The organism is Piscibacillus halophilus (genome assembly GCF_900110685.1).
In the GTDB taxonomy this organism is placed as follows: Bacteria; Bacillota; Bacilli; order Bacillales; family Alkalibacillaceae; genus Piscibacillus; species Piscibacillus halophilus.
The window spans coordinates 221504-237085 of the sequence record NZ_FOES01000001.1 but is presented as its reverse complement, the minus strand read 5'-3'; the positions used below and the strand labels follow the sequence as shown (position 1 = coordinate 237085).

Below are 15582 nucleotides of genomic sequence, written 5' to 3'. Positions count from 1 at the left end.
CAAAGCTGGTGGGTCAGATAAACTTAAAGAGATTAAAGAAGAATTATATCGTTATTACGACCTTGTGAAGGCATCGGGAGTTGTAGAATTTGAAAGGTCGATATCGACCTTTCAAAATTGGCAAAAGCAAATCATGAACAGCTTCGCATTTGATTTACATAATGGGTATGTTGAAGGGATTAATAATCAAACCAAAGTGATTAAGCGTAATGCCTTTGGCTTTAAACGGTTTGATCGTTTTAGATTAAAGGTGTTATTGCATCATCAATATAAGAATTTAAGGGTTCGTATCAATTAAATTAGGAGTGAGCGTATGCTCACCCCAACATTTGACTTAGAACCTATTTTTAAACCGGTCTAACTGATTTAGCCGACCTTCAGCTTTTAAAATTTCTACTTGAAAAGATCCTATTAAATCATAATGTGGATATTTCTCATCTCTATGTATCCATTTAGGGTTAAGTCCATGCTTCTTTCCCCATTGAATCAATTTATCAATGTCACTACAACCAACCTTAGTTACAGTTTTCATATTTGGAAAACGATCATCTACCCAATAATGTGTAATAAATGCAATTTCACCTGATTGGACTTTACGCTTCCAGTTTCTTAATTCCTCTCGTTTTAATCCAAATGCCATATTAGTCCTCCATTGCTTTTAGATAAGCCTCATGCCAATCTGGAAAATATTTACGAATAGAGATTGGTCGGAAATTTGATTTTTTCACACATACATGAGTCGATTTACCTGTTACTGATAAAGTGCCATCTTCAGAATATACTTCATAACCGTAAATAACTCTAAATCCATCATAATGATCAATCCATGTTTTAACGGTCGCAGTTTGTCCATAACGAATCGCTTGTTTATATTGAGCTTCAATATCTAGAACTGGTGACACAACCCCTTCTTCTTCCATTTGTGCATAATTAAACCCTAATTGTTCAATTAAATGAGTACGTCCAATTTCGAACCAAACCAAATAATTGGCATGATATACTACTCCCATTTGGTCGGTTTCTTGATATCTGACTTTCACTTTTGCCTCATTCATAATCATGTTGTAACTCTCCCTTTTAGAACTCGTTAACGTTATTTTAACATAATTTTTCCATAACAAATAAAAAGCTGGCTGTTCAGCCAACTTTTTATTGATCATGCGCTTCGTCACTCGCTTCCTCACGTAACCCTTTAATCGTTTGACGTCTGCGCTCATTTTTAGCTTGAATTTGTTCTTTCTGCTCTTCTGAAGCAGTTGCCATGGATTCTTCGGCTTCTTCCATGTTTTCAATCGTATTTTGAATGTTAGATTGAATTTTTTCAACATTATCAGAACGATCATCCGGTTTTGGACGGTTATGATTTGGCATATCATTCAACTCCTTCACAGTTTGTTTTTAGTTTGTGAAGAAGATTTATTGACTATGCATGCTTTTCAGTATTTTTCACAACCCCTAATCGTTCATCTAACTTATCATAAATTTTCTCCATTTCATCTGGATTTTTCATAATTTTTTCTTTTTCACTTTCAATGAGTGATTGAAATGTAACAAAATCTTTTTTACGCAACATAATCGTCTCCTTTTTGCAAATAGTTTGACCATTATGTTGGTAAAATATACATATTGTTAATCTAATTCCTTCATTTTTTCTTCCATTTCTTCAAATGTCATAGGACCAGATTTTCGTTGTATTTGAATTTCACCTTCACTATTTATAAAATAAGTCGTTGGTAAATTAGGGACTTTGTAACGAGCAGCTACTTCAGTTGTTTCATCAAGTAAGATTGGAAAAGTTAATTCATATTCTTCAACGAACTCCCTTGCGTTATCTAGAACTGGCTCATTTGTATTAACAGCCAAAATAGCGACTTCATCTCCATATTTCTCATGAAATTCCTGCATATGAGGCATTTCTTCTTTACATGGACCACACCACGATGCCCAGAAGTTCAAAAATACTTTCTTCCCTTTATAATCTTCTAACTGGACCGTCTCACCTTCCATTGTTTCTAACTGAAAATTAGGCGCAAGATCTCCTACTTCTGTGCCTCCCGATTCAACGTCCATCCCTTCTGGAACAATAAAAATTGAATCGTTCTCCTCTTCACCCGTTTCATTAGTTAATAGAGTATTATATACGACAATACTTAATAAAGTTATGATGAATCCTACTGCGAATATTCGTTTCCAGATCATGGTGGCTCCTCCTTTAGAGCTTATACAAAAGTACAATCTTATCTTATCAAATTATAATGCCCTCGAATATTTTCGTGTTTAAAAATAAATGAAAACTTTGTTAATAAATATCCTATAAATGGAATAACTCACCGAGAACTAGCCAAACTAGGAATTAGAATTTTATAAGGAGGTCTCATTATGAAGAATAAGCCTCAAGAAGAACCAACAAAAAAACAACAACAATTAGAAGATTATAAGGTTAATCATGAGGAAAAAGATTTAACAACAGATCAAGGAACAAAAGTATCGAATACGTCTGAATCGTTAAAAGCTGGTCAGCGTGGACCCACTATAATGGAAGACTTTCATTTTCGAGAAAAGATGACTCACTTTGACCATGAACGCATTCCTGAACGTGTCGTTCATGCAAGAGGATTTGGTGCTCATGGATACTTTCAAGTTTACGAACCATTAACGGAATTAACAAAGGCAAAGTTTTTACAAGATCCTAATGTAAAAACACCTGTATTTGTTAGATTTTCAACAGTTGTAGGATCCCGAGGTTCAGCGGATACAGTGCGTGATGTTCGCGGCTTTGCTACTAAATTCTACACAGAAGATGGTAACTTTGATTTAGTTGCTAACAATATGCCCGTATTCTTTATTCAAGATGCAATTAAATTTCCTGACGTCGTTCATGCTATTAAACCAGAGCCTGATAACGAGGTCCCACAAGCTTCCGCGGCCCATGATACTTTCTGGGATTGGGTGGTCAATAACCAAGAGTCTGCCCATATGATTATGTGGTTACTATCAGACCGTGGAATACCTCGAAGCTTTAGAATGATGGAAGGATTCGGTGTTCATACATTTAGATTAGTTAATGAACAAGGAAAAGCTAGGTTTGTCAAATTCCATTGGAAACCTAAATTAGGTGTTCATTCTTTAACATGGGATGAAGCCCAAAAGATCGCGGGTAAAGATCCAGACTTTAACCGAAAAGATTTATGGGATGCGATTAATAATGGTGAATACCCTGAGTTTGAGTTAGGCCTACAAATTATTGAAGAAAGTCAGGAATTTGATTTTGATTTTGATATATTGGATTCAACTAAAATATGGCCAGAAGAACAAGTCCCAGTCAAAATCGTAGGAAAAATGACCCTAAATCGTAACCAAGATAATTTCTTTGCTGAAACAGAACAAGCTGCATTCCATATGGGCAATATCGTTCCTGGTATTGACTTTACGAATGATCCATTATTACAAGGCCGATTATTTTCATACTTAGATACACAATTACTACGTCTCGGTGGTCCCAACTTCCACGAGATACCCATTAATCGCCCAATCGTTCAATTTCATAATAATCAGCGAGACGGATTCCATAGAATGACCATTGATCAAGGTAAGGTTTCTTATTTCCCTAATTCCATTCGGAACAATTATCCAATGCCGGCTACTGGTAAAGATGGTGGGTTTGAACACTATCAAGAAAAAGTGGATGGCACTAAAATTAGAACACGTAGTGAAAGTTTTAATGATCATTTTAGTCAAGCGAGACTATTTTGGAATAGTATGTCAGCAGCTGAGAAGAAACATATTATTAAAGCTTTCCATTTTGAAGTTGGGAGCGTTAAGGATAAAACGATAAGACAAAAAGTAGTTGATATGTTCAATCAGGTCGATCATGATTTGGCTAAAGAGATAGCAAAAGGAATTGGGGCTCAACCTCCAACTAAAAAGAACACGACAACCATTACAGCCACTTCACCAGCTTTAAGTCAAGAAAACACAATAAAAACACCTAGAACTCGTAAAGTAGCTGTATTGATTGATGAAGGATTTAACTATAATGAATTAAAACAAGTTAAAGTCGCTTTTCAAAAACAAGGTATTCATTTAGAAATCGTGAGCAAAACCCTCAGCCCAGTAAACAGTGCTGAAGGAGACCAAGTCGAACCTCAAAAGAGTTTTGCCAATACCCATTCAGTCCTGTATGATGCTTTATTTATTCCTGGTGGCCAGCATATCGATATGTTATCAGGCTATAAGGAAACTAAAGATTTTATCAATGATACGTATGCTCATGCTAAACCAATTGGAATTACAAATGAAGCCTTACAAATATTACCCAACACTTTAGTTAATAACATTGCTTATATGAATGATCATACAGGTGAAGTTTATTCGAACCTAGGTGTTGTAACGGTCAATGATACTCATGATTTAACTGATTTTACTCAGGCATTTATTGAAGCCATTGCGCAGCATCGTCACTGGATGAGAGAGAATCATGATCGAAAACAAGCCTAAAAAAAAGCACATCGCGATTAGCGATGTGCTTTTTATAGTTATTAAGCGTGTTGATTTTGTAATTTATTACGAAGAACCATTTGAAGGATTCCGCCATGACGATAGTAATCAACTTCTACATCACTATCGAAACGAGCGATTACTTCAAATTCTTTTTGGTTTCCATCTTCATCAGTCGCTGTTACTTTGACTAAATCATGTGGTTTTACGTCTTCTGTAACTTCTACATCAAATGTTTCTTTACCAGTAAGTCCTAGTGATTCAATGCTATCACCATCTTTAAATTGAAGTGGTAACACACCCATCATAACTAGGTTAGAACGGTGGATACGTTCAAAGCTTTCTGCAATAACAGTCTTAATACCTAATAGATCTGTACCTTTTGCAGCCCAGTCACGAGAACTTCCCATACCGTAGTCTTTACCAGCAATAACACATAAATCTGTTCCATCTTCTTTATACTTCATTGCAGCATCGTAAATAGGCATTACATCGCCAGTTGGCCAGTAAGTTGTGAAGCCACCTTCTTTACCCCCTGCAATTTCATTACGGATACGAATATTACCAAATGTACCACGCATCATAACTTCGTGGTTACCACGACGAGAACCGTAAGAGTTAAAGTTACGTGGTGATACACCTTTATCAACTAAGTATTTACCTGCAGGCATATCTTTTGGAATCGCACCAGCTGGTGAAATGTGGTCAGTCGTTACAGAATCACCAAATTTACCAACTACACGCATACCTTTTAATGGTGTAACTTCTTTCGGATCTTTAGACATCTCTTCAAAGAATGGTGGGTTTTGAATATAAGTTGAATCTGCATCCCACTCATAAAGAGGTTCATCAGTTGTTTGGATTTCGTTCCATTTTTCGTTAGAGTTAAATACTTCTTCATACTCTTTACGGAAGATTTCAGGTGTTACAACCTTTTGGATTTCCGCTTTAATTTCTTCAGATGATGGCCAGATATCTTTGAAGAATACATCGTTACCATCTTTGTCTTGGCCTAATGGCTCATTTAGAATGTCGATATCCACTGTACCTGCCAATGCATACGCTACAACTAGTGGTGGTGATGCTAAGTAGTTCGCACGTACTAATGGGTGAATACGACCTTCGAAGTTACGGTTACCAGATAGGACAGAAGCTACTGTTAAGTCTGACTCCGCAATCGCTTCTTCGATTTCTGGAAGTAATGGTCCAGAGTTACCAATACATGTTGTACAACCGTAACCAACTAAGTTAAATCCTAATTGATTGAGATATTCCATTAAACCTGAGTTTTCTAAGTAGTTTGTTACAACTTTAGAACCAGGAGCTAATGATGTCTTAACGTATTCAGGTACATTTAGACCTTTTTCTACCGCATTTTTAGCAAGTAGTCCTGCACCTAACATAACGTGTGGGTTAGATGTGTTAGTACAAGATGTAATCGCTGCGATTGCAACTGCACCTGTTTTCATTGTCGTTTCAGAACCGTCGTTAAATTTAACAACAGCTTCTTTTTCTTTTTCATTGTCAGATAATCCAAAACCTTGGTTACCAGCAGGAGCTGTTAAAGCTTCATTAAATGACTTTTTCATTTCTGATAAAGGAATTAAATCCTGTGGACGTTTTGGACCTGATAAGTTCGGTTCTAATTCAGAAAGATCGATTTCCACTAATTGTGTGAATTCTGGATCTTCTTGATCTGGTGTATAGAATAAATCGTTCTTTTGTAGATATTCTTTTACCAGCTGAACGTGCTCTTCAGAACGACCTGTTAGACGCATGTAATCTAATGATTCTTCATCAACTGGGAAGAAACCACAAGTTGCACCATATTCAGGCGCCATGTTAGAAATTGTAGCACGGTCTGCTAATGGCATTTCAGTTAAACCAGGACCGAAGAATTCTACAAATTTACCAACTACTTTTTTCTCACGTAGTACTTGAGTTACTTTAAGTGCTAAGTCAGTAGCCGTTGTACCTTCAGGGAAACTACCTGTTAATTTAACCCCTACTACTTCTGGTGTTGGGAAGTAAGATGGTTGACCAAGCATTCCAGCTTCAGCTTCAATACCACCTACACCCCAGCCTAATACACCAAGACCGTTAATCATCGTCGTATGAGAGTCTGTACCAACAAGTGTGTCTGGGAACGCATCATACGTACCATCTTCTTGTTGTTGCTCATGTACAACGTTTGCGATGTACTCTAAGTTTACCTGGTGAACGATACCAGTTGCTGGTGGAACTGCACGATAGTTATCGAACGCTTTTTGAGCCCAATGTAGGAACTCATAACGTTCTTTGTTACGATCGAACTCAATTTCCATATTTGCTTTAAGAGCATCTGGTGTACCATATTTATCAACCTGTACAGAGTGGTCGATAACTAAATCTACTGGTACTTCTGGATTGATTTGATCAGGGCTTCCTCCCATATCAACCATTGCTTTACGTAGTGAAGCTAGGTCAACCACTGCAGGTACCCCTGTGAAGTCTTGTAAGATTACTCGTGAAGGTTTAAAAGGAACATCTACAGAGTCCCCATTACCCCATTGCGCTAATTTTTCAACGTGTTCGTCTTTAATGACATGACCATCATGTTGACGTAAAACAGATTCTAAAAGCACGCGGATTGAGAAAGGAAGACGAGAAATCTTGCCTAAACCTTTATCTTCTAATGCTTTTAGATGGTAATAGTTATACGTCTTACCATTCAATTCAAATTGCTTTTTCGCATTAAAGGCATTTGTGTTCACGTTTTTACCCCCTTAATGAAAATATGTAGTTTAATAGATGATTCTTACAATAGAATCACTCATTTTCTGCACTTCTACATTTTATATGAAAATATTGTAGAAGTAAAACATTTGGAAACAATTTTTATAGATTTAACGTTTTAAAGCCTTGAACATTAACCATTCACTTAATTTCTACCAATTTTTTCAAAACAATGTCCTCTTCATTCTCACTAATCGTCCTAAAATCCATCAAAACTTGTTCATCTTCTATTCTAGTGATAATCGGTGGATTCATTTTCCTTAATAAATCCTTAAGTTCTTTTGAGGTATACTGTTCACTATTGATTGTCACCCCATAAGAGTCTAAATTGATCTCTGGTAACGTGCCCCCTCCTATTTTTGAAGATAAAATCTTTTCATTTAAGACTAGCGATGTATCGTCATAAGTTAAATATCGTTCTATAAACCTCTTAACACGAATTTTTAGTTCCTCTCGAGTTAATAGAATATCTCTTAAGGTTGGGATATTTTTGTTTTGATTGATGAAAATCCATTGTTTTAATGTTTCTTCTAAAGCTGCATAAGTCATTTTATCTACTCTTAACACTCTAGCTAGCTGGTGTTTTTTTAATTGATTGATATATTCCTTTTTACCTGCAATAACTCCAACTTGGGGTCCACCTAATAACTTATCTCCACTAAAAGAGACAAGATCAATGCCTGATTCTATAATATCCCTAACCAACGGCTCCTGACCAATACCGTGCTCAGTTAAGTCATATACCATTCCACTTCCGAGATCTTCATAAGTTAAGACATCATGTTCTCGAGCCAATTTTACTAGGTCTGTTCTTTCGACTTGTTTTGTAAAACCAATCATATGAAAATTGCTCGTATGCACTTTCATCATCATGCTCGTATGCTCATTTATAGCTTGTTCATAATCATACAAGTGGGTTTTGTTTGTCGTTCCAACTTCTTTAAGAGTGGCTCCACTCTCTTCCATAATGGATGACACGCGAAAACTACCGCCAATTTCAACTAATTCTCCTCTAGATACGATCACTTCGCCACCTTTAGAGAAAGCGGATAATACCATATACACACTTGCAGCATTATTATTAACAACTATAGCAGCCTCAGCACCTGTTAAATCTTTTATATACTGTTCTACTAAGTCATGTCTTGAGCCTCGATCTCCTGTTTGTTTGTTATATTCTAGAGTCGAATAATGTCTTGCCACCTCAACTACACGTTGAATAGCTGCTTCGGATAAGCGAGCCCGTCCTAAATTTGTGTGTAAGACTGTCCCTGTAGCATTTATGACTGGTTCAATTTGGTTTGACATATAGGACTCAATCGAATCTTTTGTATTAGATAGGATATAATCACGGACTTCTTCCCTGCTTTCAAATGTCAGTTCTTTACTTAAAATGTCTTTGCGAGTTTGATCAGTCTGTTGTTGGATAACTCTTTTTACAAATGGCTCATTCAAATTATGCTCATCAACTAAATGTTTTAAAGTTTTCGATTGTAGTAACTCATGAATGGGTGGAATCAATCTAACGACATTTGACATTTATCATATTCCTTTTCGTATATTTTTTAAAATCAAGTTAATTAAAGTAACTCATACGTATTCATTGTTTTCTTTATTTACAAAATAACTATTAATCGTCTCAACCAAATCTTCTGATGAACAATCAAGGTTTTTAACCATTATATTAACTTGAGTATTAATCAAGCCCTTATTCATACGATTAATTACTCGCCTCAATCCAGAAGCACGGTTAATAATTAATTCCGGGTCTTTTGTATAAATTCCAAGAAATTGTTGACTACCAAACCTAACAAACTCGAAACCTTCGATCTCATCCCATCTTATTAATCCAGGCCCTAAATAACTAGAGTAATCACTTATTCCTTCATCCGAAATAATTAATGCAGGTTTACGTTTTATTAAAACTTTTATGTAATAAAACAAGCAAAAGCCAAAAATTAAAACTAAGAGGAAACCAATAACCGTAAGTGTTAGATCATCTTCAATTAACCCTACATTATAAAAAATGATACCTAAAATAACAAAAAGCAAGGACAAAATTCCAAAACCTATCATTCTTCCTCTTTTAGGATAAATGACTAGCTCATTCACAATATGTTTCTCCCCTTTTAATCTCTATCAATAACTGAGATTATGAATTTATTGGAATTTAAATCGTTATGAAAAAGGCTGTCGAAGGTTGTTCGACAGCCTACAGTTTAACAGCATTTATCGCGTACTTTCTTCCTTTTCTTTAAGTCGTTCTATTATCTCATCACTGTCAGGAAATACCCCAGTATCCAGTTTCGAGTAAACTTTTTCACCATCCACTAAAACTTCAAAAGCTCCTCCAGATGAAGGTGTTAAGGTCATTTCTGTGATAGTATGTCGAAACTCTGAAAATAAACTTTCTGCGAGACTCGCAGCTTTAGGTGCGTAGTTTCACATCATACAGAACTCAATTGATACTTTGTAACTCATCCGTATTACCTCCTATCATTTCTATTATTAGAATATTAAAAGAGTTTTACTTTTTCAACTTTTAACTACTTTAGTATAATGACATTATATAACCTAAGGGGGTGAATAATTTGAGTCGAGATCAAGAAGAGATTTTAAAATTAACTTCTCTATCTTCAAAAGCTGGTTGAGGATGTAAACTCGCCCCGAGCGAATTGACTCAAGTTTTGAGTCAGGTTCAAACACATCAAAAAGATCAAAACGTTCTTTTTAGTCAAAATCATTCTGATGATGCTGGAATTTACTTATTAACCGACGATATAGCTCTAGTCCAAACTGTTGATTATTTTACCCCTATTGTAGATGATCCATACACATTTGGCCAAATTGCGGCTGCAAACGCATTGAGCGATGTTTATGCGATGGGTGCTGAAGTGAAAACAGCCCTAAACATCGTCGGTTTCTCGGTTAAAAAATATGGTAGTGATATTTTAGCTCAAATTTTACAAGGTGCTGAAGATAAAGTTCATGAAGCAGGAGGTTCGATCATTGGAGGACATTCAATTGACGATGATGAACCGAAATTTGGATTGTCTGTAACTGGGCTTGCACATCCAAATCAGATTGTACGAAATGATCAAGCAGAAGTTGGTGATGTTTTAGTATTAACAAAGCCAATTGGAATTGGTATCATCACAACTGCGATTAAAAAAGGGCTAGCCCCAAGTGACATATCAGAACTTGCTATAAAATGGATGACCATGCTAAATAGAAAAGCAAGTCAATTATTTCAGCAGCATGATGTACATGCTTGTACAGATGTAACTGGGTTTGGTTTACTGGGTCACGCCTATGAGATGGCTAAGGGTAGCCAAGTTAGTTTGGAAATATCCTATCAAGATGTTCCTGTTATTCATGGAACTAAAAAGTTAGCAGAAAAGGGATCGATCCCTGGTGGTTCAAAAGCAAATTTAAAATGGTTGAGTCAAAACGTATCTTTTGATCCCGCATTTGACCAAATAGACCAATTAATATTATCTGATGCCATCACTTCTGGAGGGTTATTAATATCAATGAGAGAATCAGAAGCTGAACAATACATTAAAGAGTTTGGAGAGCCTGCATCGATTATTGGGAAGGTAACAGAAAAACGTGAGCATACGATATCTGTTTACTGATCAAAAAACATCTGGATTTAACTCTAATTAGGTCATTTTTGAATTGCAAAAACCAAGTAAACTTCAAAACAAACACTCTAATCCATAAGTGAATTAGAGTGTTTGTTTTTGTTGATGTTGATATAAAGAGTTTTGAGAGGGGGATTATTCCCTAATTAACAGCACCATTTTTAGAGAGTAAATCTATTACATCCTTATATGACAAATAACAAAAAACATTAACCTATAGGTATAAATAAGTATAATAGAAGGAATCAGGCTTCCTCTACTCATTATATTGAAGAGAGATATTATAAAGTGTGTGATGAAATAAGTCTGGATCTTCAAATGGTATATTATGTGATAATCCATTAAAATAGACCATTTCTTTATAAGGGGCTTTTAAGGATTTATAAAATTCTTTTACTAATTGATTTGGAGTATTATAATCAAATTCACCCATCAAAAAATAAACAGGAACCTTTACGTCCTTAATTTGTTTCAATAGATTAACCTCTAAGACCTCCGCCCACATAGTTTTAAGAGAAAAAGAGTTTCCTTCTTGTAGTCTTTTGAGATCATTTTCGTTATACTCTGGCCTTTCTTGAATTAAATCTCCGAGCTTACTAAAAAAATCTCGATCGTTTGCTACAACTCCACCAAAATAATTTAGCCATTTTCTTTGAGTAGATAACCCTTTAATCATATCTTTATATGGGGGTTTCCCAATCTCAGTTAATTCTTGTATTGCCTCATCTATATTATTTGTTTTTGCTTGTTCTAGCGTGAAATCATAGCTTAAAGACTCTCCACGTTGTAAATGTACGCTCTGCCCTACACCAATATAAGCATGAAATAACTCAGGGTACTTTTGTATTAATGACATTCCAATAATAGTTCCCCAAGAATGACCCACAATAAATATTTTACGTTTATTAAACCTTTGTACTAAGTATTTGGATAGATCGTACGCATCATGAATAAACTGTTTTATATTCATTGATTCTTTATTTAAATCGTCATAATATGAAAGGCCCGCACCACGTTGATCCCAATTAACAACAATAAAGTTTTTTTCTAATTTGGATTGAAAATTTGGCGCCCAACCTATTTGTGCATTACCTGGTCCACCATGAAGGCATAAAACAATAGGACTACTAATGTCCTCACCCCTAATTAAAATCCATTGTTTCAAATCACCTAAAGTTACACTCTCTAGAACACTAATACTTGATTTACCTTTAATTAATGGAGTATACCCGCTCATAAAACACCTCATTTGTATGGCGTACAGAATTCTGAAAATTAACGCAACTATAGTAGCGTATCTATAAAATATTTTCAACTCCCTATCTCATTAAAAATGAGGTGCGAATTACGCCTTAATAAATTTTTGATTTTATTAGTTGACTAACCACTTTCTTATATTCTCAAATCGACGTGTATACTGAAGTTTATCCAGTTTTTCTAAAAAAGGGATGATATATTTGCGAGAAAGCTCTAATACACCCTTTGCCTCTTTCACTTCAAACTCATCACCAGTTTCTACTCTTAATCGCTTTATTGCATCTTCAAAAACATTACGTTCTACAAATAACTCATCTGTTAAGGAAACAATATAATTATGTTGAATTAAAAACTTAATCCACTCGTCTATATCGTTTATCTTTTGATGACTTAAATAATGATGAATGGATTCTACCTTTAGGTCATCCCGCTTTAATTCATCTAAAATACTATTTAATTTCCGTTGTTGATCTGATGAAAGATTGACTTCGAATGTATTTAAACTAATAAAATGTTGATTTTGTTTAATGAGACCTTGGTTAATGAAGTAATCAAATAATAATTTTCCTTCACCTGTCTTCAAGGATAATTTTGACATAATTTCTGATTTGTCTTCCCCAAGTAGTAATGGATGCTGCTCATGAAACGTTTTTAATATTTGAACAAGAGATGACTCGATAGATTCTATATATTGTTTCGTAAATAACAGATTCTCAAGTTTAATAACTTGCTTTTGATGAATTAATTGATGGAGGTTTTCTTTAGTAACGAGTTCTCCTAAATCATTTAAAGTAGAACCAGGTTGCTGTTCAATTAAGCTTAATGCATACTCCTCAGGACTAAAGGAAGCTTTCTCCTTTAAAACGTCTATCGTTTCCTGAGTATGTGAATGTTTTTCAGCAAACGGATCTATAATTTTCCCTCCACCAATTAATTCAACTGGAGTTGCACGCCTTAAGATGAATCGTTGATCTTTCATAACATAAATTGATTGATCTAATTGAAGTTGAACATACATAATCTCTGAATTTGGTTCTAGCTTATGACGGTCAAAGAAAATAATCCTTCCATAAACTTCACTCGTCCCAGTATGTAATTTGATTGGAGACCTTTGCTTAATCGTTGACTGTAAAAGAGAACTAACGTTAAGTTCGATATCAATTCGATCGGAAGCTTTTGCCCATTTATAATCCGTTAATACCGTTCCACGCTTAACTTCATCTAACTCAACATTATTTAGAGCAATAGCCGCACGTTGTCCAGCAAAAGCCGATTGAACAGAGTGATTAAAATGATGAATGCTTTTAATTTGTACTTTCTTACCTTCAGGCATTAAATAAACGGGGCGATCTACATCAATGCTCCCGTTTGCAATCGTTCCTCTTACAATCGTACCTATACCATGTAAGTGAAAGCTTTGGTCAACTGGTAAAAACAAGGATCCTCGATGTGATTTCGGCTCTATCTTAGCTAATCGTTCTAGAAGGTTTTGTTTTAAAGGATCAATCCCATTAAGAGTCATTGAATCAACTTCAAAGATAGGTTCTCCTTCAAATACGGTCCCTTTTGTAGCTTCTAATATATCCTCTCTCACAATGTTTCTTAATTCTTCATCTGCTTTAGTTATTTTAGTCATGACGATGATGCCATTACTGACTTTTAGATGATTCAAAATATCTAAATGCTCTAAAGTTTGTGGCATGACACCTTCATCTGCTGCAATAGCTAATATCGTCAAATCTATTGATGTGACACCAGCAATCATTTGTCTAATAAACTTTTCATGTCCCGGTACATCAATAATCGATACATCTAAATCATCGGTTTCAAATAAAGGGGCATAGCCTAACTCTATTGATATTCTACGTTCTTTTTCTTCTTTTAATCGATCTGTATCAATATTAGTCAGTGCTTTTACTAATTCTGTTTTTCCATGGTCTATGTGCCCAGCCATTCCAATAGTAAAATGCCGTTTCTTCATGTCGTTACACCAACTATCAATAAAATCTAATTCTGAAAATGCTACCATTTTCTTCGTTATCGAGTACACTTAGTGAAGCATGATGCTTGTCTAAAATTTGTTTAGTTACCATTAAACCTAAACCAGTTCCTTTTTCCTTAGTAGAAAGAAAGGGTTCTCCTATTCGATCTTTAAGTTCAACAGGAACGCCTTCACCTTCATCTATGACATCTACTGTTAAAACGTCATCTTGGTATACTTTCACTTGGATGGTTCCAGGTTCTTTCATCGCTTCAATTGCGTTCTTAATTAAATTGATAAAGACTTGTTTAATTTGAGACCGATCACAGTTGAGATGATATTGTTCTTCTTCAGATATAAACTCAATACTGATTTCATTTAACCGAGCTTGTGACCTCATCAATAAACATACTTCTTTTATAATGGTTGTTAAATCTTCATTTTGCACCTTATTTGGTGAAGGTTTTGCTATGTATAATAATTCAGAAGTAATAGATTCAATCTTCTCAATTTCTTCAGTCATGATATCAAAATAAACTTTTTGTTCTTGTGTATCTTTTTCTAGTAATTGTAAGAAACCTTTAATAGAAGTTAATGGATTCCTAATTTCGTGAACAACACTTGCAGCTAACTGGCCAACGGATGATAGTTTTTCGGAATTCATTAACATTTTACGGGCCGTTTTTAACTCCGAAATATCATTTATGATCCCAATATAGTAAGTCTTGCCTTTATGATTATCTATAATTTTACCTAGATGAGTTGAGGTATGCACTGTATTTCCATCACTGTTTTTAAAAGCTATTTCAACTGTGACTCGGTCGAAACCTAATGAATTGACACTCTTTTTAATCAGGTCTATGTGATCCTCGCTTACATAGTCCAACAAATGACTGCCATATAAACAATCTTTTGTATATCCGAATATAATTTCTGCTGAATAAGATATATAAACGATTTTATAATTCTCATCAAAAATCAGTTTAACATTCGTTGAATGGTTATCGAACCACTGAAATGCTGATGTAAGTATATCTTGGTCAACTTCAAATTGGTCATCCTTATTAACCATTAGCGAGTGTTTTTTCATTCGATTAATCCCCCCAAAAAACGACCATATATAGTAAAACTTTATGAAACCTTTTGCACATTATTACACAATTCTTATTTTAACCAATAATTGTCTGAAAGGCAAAAAAACAATTAATAATAATTACAATTTTTAGAATATTCATTTGTGGCACTAATCTATCATTGTCTTATGACTTGTATTCTATTATTTAACATTCTATAATGATGAGAGAAATGGGGCTGGTTACAATGCTGGTGCTTGTCACGGTCTTCAAAACCGCCTGGGAGACGCGTGTCGTCTTCGGTGGGTTCGATTCCCACACAGTCCCGCCATTTAAATGAATTAAAGAGAGT

Annotated in this window: 14 protein-coding genes, 1 tRNA gene and 1 pseudogene; 4 read left to right on the top strand and 12 right to left on the bottom strand. The window is 35.0% G+C overall.

The genetic code is table 11. The features are described 5' to 3' along the window. The coding region (locus tag BMY57_RS01220) for a transposase (protein WP_143063769.1) at window positions 1–298 on the top strand (298 nt) is incomplete at its 5' end. Window positions 299–334: 36 nt separating this feature from the next. Here the strand turns inward: BMY57_RS01220 and BMY57_RS01215 are convergent. The 5 genes from BMY57_RS01215 to BMY57_RS01200 form a co-directional block, all read right to left on the bottom strand. Next, window positions 335–640 (bottom strand): hypothetical protein, encoded by a 306-nt coding sequence (locus BMY57_RS01215; RefSeq protein WP_091772187.1) that lies wholly within the window; start codon window positions 638–640, stop codon window positions 335–337. Window position 641: 1 nt separating this feature from the next. Then, window positions 642–1061, bottom strand: coding sequence for an acyl-CoA thioesterase (locus BMY57_RS01210; RefSeq protein WP_091772200.1), 420 nt, complete (start codon window positions 1059–1061; stop codon window positions 642–644). Between the two features lie 88 nt (window positions 1062–1149). Beyond that, window positions 1150–1371, bottom strand: coding sequence for a small acid-soluble spore protein Tlp (gene tlp / locus BMY57_RS01205; protein ID WP_091772186.1), 222 nt, complete (start codon window positions 1369–1371; stop codon window positions 1150–1152). A gap of 52 nt (window positions 1372–1423) precedes the next feature. Continuing rightward, complete coding sequence (locus BMY57_RS15815; protein WP_423809559.1) at window positions 1424–1570, bottom strand: FbpB family small basic protein; 147 nt, start codon at window positions 1568–1570, stop codon at window positions 1424–1426. Window positions 1571–1629: 59 nt separating this feature from the next. Continuing rightward, the gene (locus tag BMY57_RS01200; RefSeq protein ID WP_091772185.1) at window positions 1630–2199 is read right to left on the bottom strand and encodes a redoxin domain-containing protein; all 570 of its coding nucleotides are present in this window, start codon (window positions 2197–2199) and stop codon (window positions 1630–1632) included. Between the two features lie 180 nt (window positions 2200–2379). Between BMY57_RS01200 and BMY57_RS01195 the strand changes: the two genes are divergently transcribed. After that, on the top strand, window positions 2380–4497 hold the full coding sequence (locus BMY57_RS01195; RefSeq protein ID WP_091772184.1) for a catalase: 2118 nt from the start codon (window positions 2380–2382) through the stop codon (window positions 4495–4497). 41 nt (window positions 4498–4538) lie between these two features. Here the strand turns inward: BMY57_RS01195 and acnA are convergent, their stop codons facing one another. The 4 genes and pseudogenes from acnA to BMY57_RS16445 all read right to left on the bottom strand — a co-directional run. Then, the gene (acnA, locus tag BMY57_RS01190; RefSeq protein ID WP_091772183.1) at window positions 4539–7250 is read right to left on the bottom strand and encodes an aconitate hydratase AcnA; all 2712 of its coding nucleotides are present in this window, start codon (window positions 7248–7250) and stop codon (window positions 4539–4541) included. Window positions 7251–7413: 163 nt separating this feature from the next. Continuing rightward, entirely contained in the window at window positions 7414–8811 is a 1398-nt protein-coding gene (gene selA / locus BMY57_RS01185; protein WP_091772182.1) for an L-seryl-tRNA(Sec) selenium transferase, read from the bottom strand. A gap of 51 nt (window positions 8812–8862) precedes the next feature. Next, window positions 8863–9384, bottom strand: coding sequence for an STM3941 family protein (locus BMY57_RS01180; protein ID WP_091772181.1), 522 nt, complete (start codon window positions 9382–9384; stop codon window positions 8863–8865). Window positions 9385–9501: 117 nt separating this feature from the next. Then, window positions 9502–9702, bottom strand: a pseudogene (locus tag BMY57_RS16445) (Rdx family protein); the annotation flags it as partial. A gap of 182 nt (window positions 9703–9884) precedes the next feature. Between BMY57_RS16445 and selD the strand changes: the two are divergent. Further along, on the top strand, window positions 9885–10910 hold the full coding sequence (gene selD, locus BMY57_RS01170) for a selenide, water dikinase SelD (RefSeq protein WP_423809601.1): 1026 nt from the start codon (window positions 9885–9887) through the stop codon (window positions 10908–10910). Window positions 10911–11175: 265 nt separating this feature from the next. On the opposite strand, the gene BMY57_RS01165 is transcribed toward selD, so the two are convergent. From BMY57_RS01165 to BMY57_RS01155, 3 genes are read right to left on the bottom strand one after another with little or no spacing between them, the layout of a single operon-like run. Next, window positions 11176–12234 (bottom strand): alpha/beta fold hydrolase, encoded by a 1059-nt coding sequence (locus tag BMY57_RS01165; protein WP_091772178.1) that lies wholly within the window; start codon window positions 12232–12234, stop codon window positions 11176–11178. Between the two features lie 57 nt (window positions 12235–12291). Continuing rightward, on the bottom strand, window positions 12292–14157 hold the full coding sequence (gene selB, locus BMY57_RS01160) for a selenocysteine-specific translation elongation factor (RefSeq protein WP_177176303.1): 1866 nt from the start codon (window positions 14155–14157) through the stop codon (window positions 12292–12294). A gap of 16 nt (window positions 14158–14173) precedes the next feature. Continuing rightward, window positions 14174–15247: an ATP-binding protein gene (locus tag BMY57_RS01155; protein ID WP_091772176.1), complete on the bottom strand. Its 1074-nt coding sequence runs from the start codon at window positions 15245–15247 to the stop codon at window positions 14174–14176. Between the two features lie 217 nt (window positions 15248–15464). Between BMY57_RS01155 and BMY57_RS15985 the strand changes: the two genes are divergently transcribed. Next, a tRNA-Sec gene (locus BMY57_RS15985) sits at window positions 15465–15561 on the top strand. Window positions 15562–15582 lie beyond the last annotated feature (21 nt).

What these genes read in the sequence shown, in the direction of transcription:
- selB (WP_177176303.1), bottom strand. Translation starts at nt 14,157, where the DNA reads ATGAAGAAACGGCATTTTACTATTGGAATGGCTGGGCACATAGACCAT.
- BMY57_RS01210 (WP_091772200.1), bottom strand. Translation starts at nt 1,061, where the DNA reads ATGATTATGAATGAGGCAAAAGTGAAAGTCAGATATCAAGAAACCGAC.
- BMY57_RS01155 (WP_091772176.1), bottom strand. Translation starts at nt 15,247, where the DNA reads ATGAAAAAACACTCGCTAATGGTTAATAAGGATGACCAATTTGAAGTT.
- tlp (WP_091772186.1), bottom strand. Translation starts at nt 1,371, where the DNA reads ATGCCAAATCATAACCGTCCAAAACCGGATGATCGTTCTGATAATGTT.
- BMY57_RS01215 (WP_091772187.1), bottom strand. Translation starts at nt 640, where the DNA reads ATGGCATTTGGATTAAAACGAGAGGAATTAAGAAACTGGAAGCGTAAA.
- BMY57_RS01195 (WP_091772184.1), top strand. Translation starts at nt 2,380, where the DNA reads ATGAAGAATAAGCCTCAAGAAGAACCAACAAAAAAACAACAACAATTA.
- selA (WP_091772182.1), bottom strand. Translation starts at nt 8,811, where the DNA reads ATGTCAAATGTCGTTAGATTGATTCCACCCATTCATGAGTTACTACAA.
- BMY57_RS01200 (WP_091772185.1), bottom strand. Translation starts at nt 2,199, where the DNA reads ATGATCTGGAAACGAATATTCGCAGTAGGATTCATCATAACTTTATTA.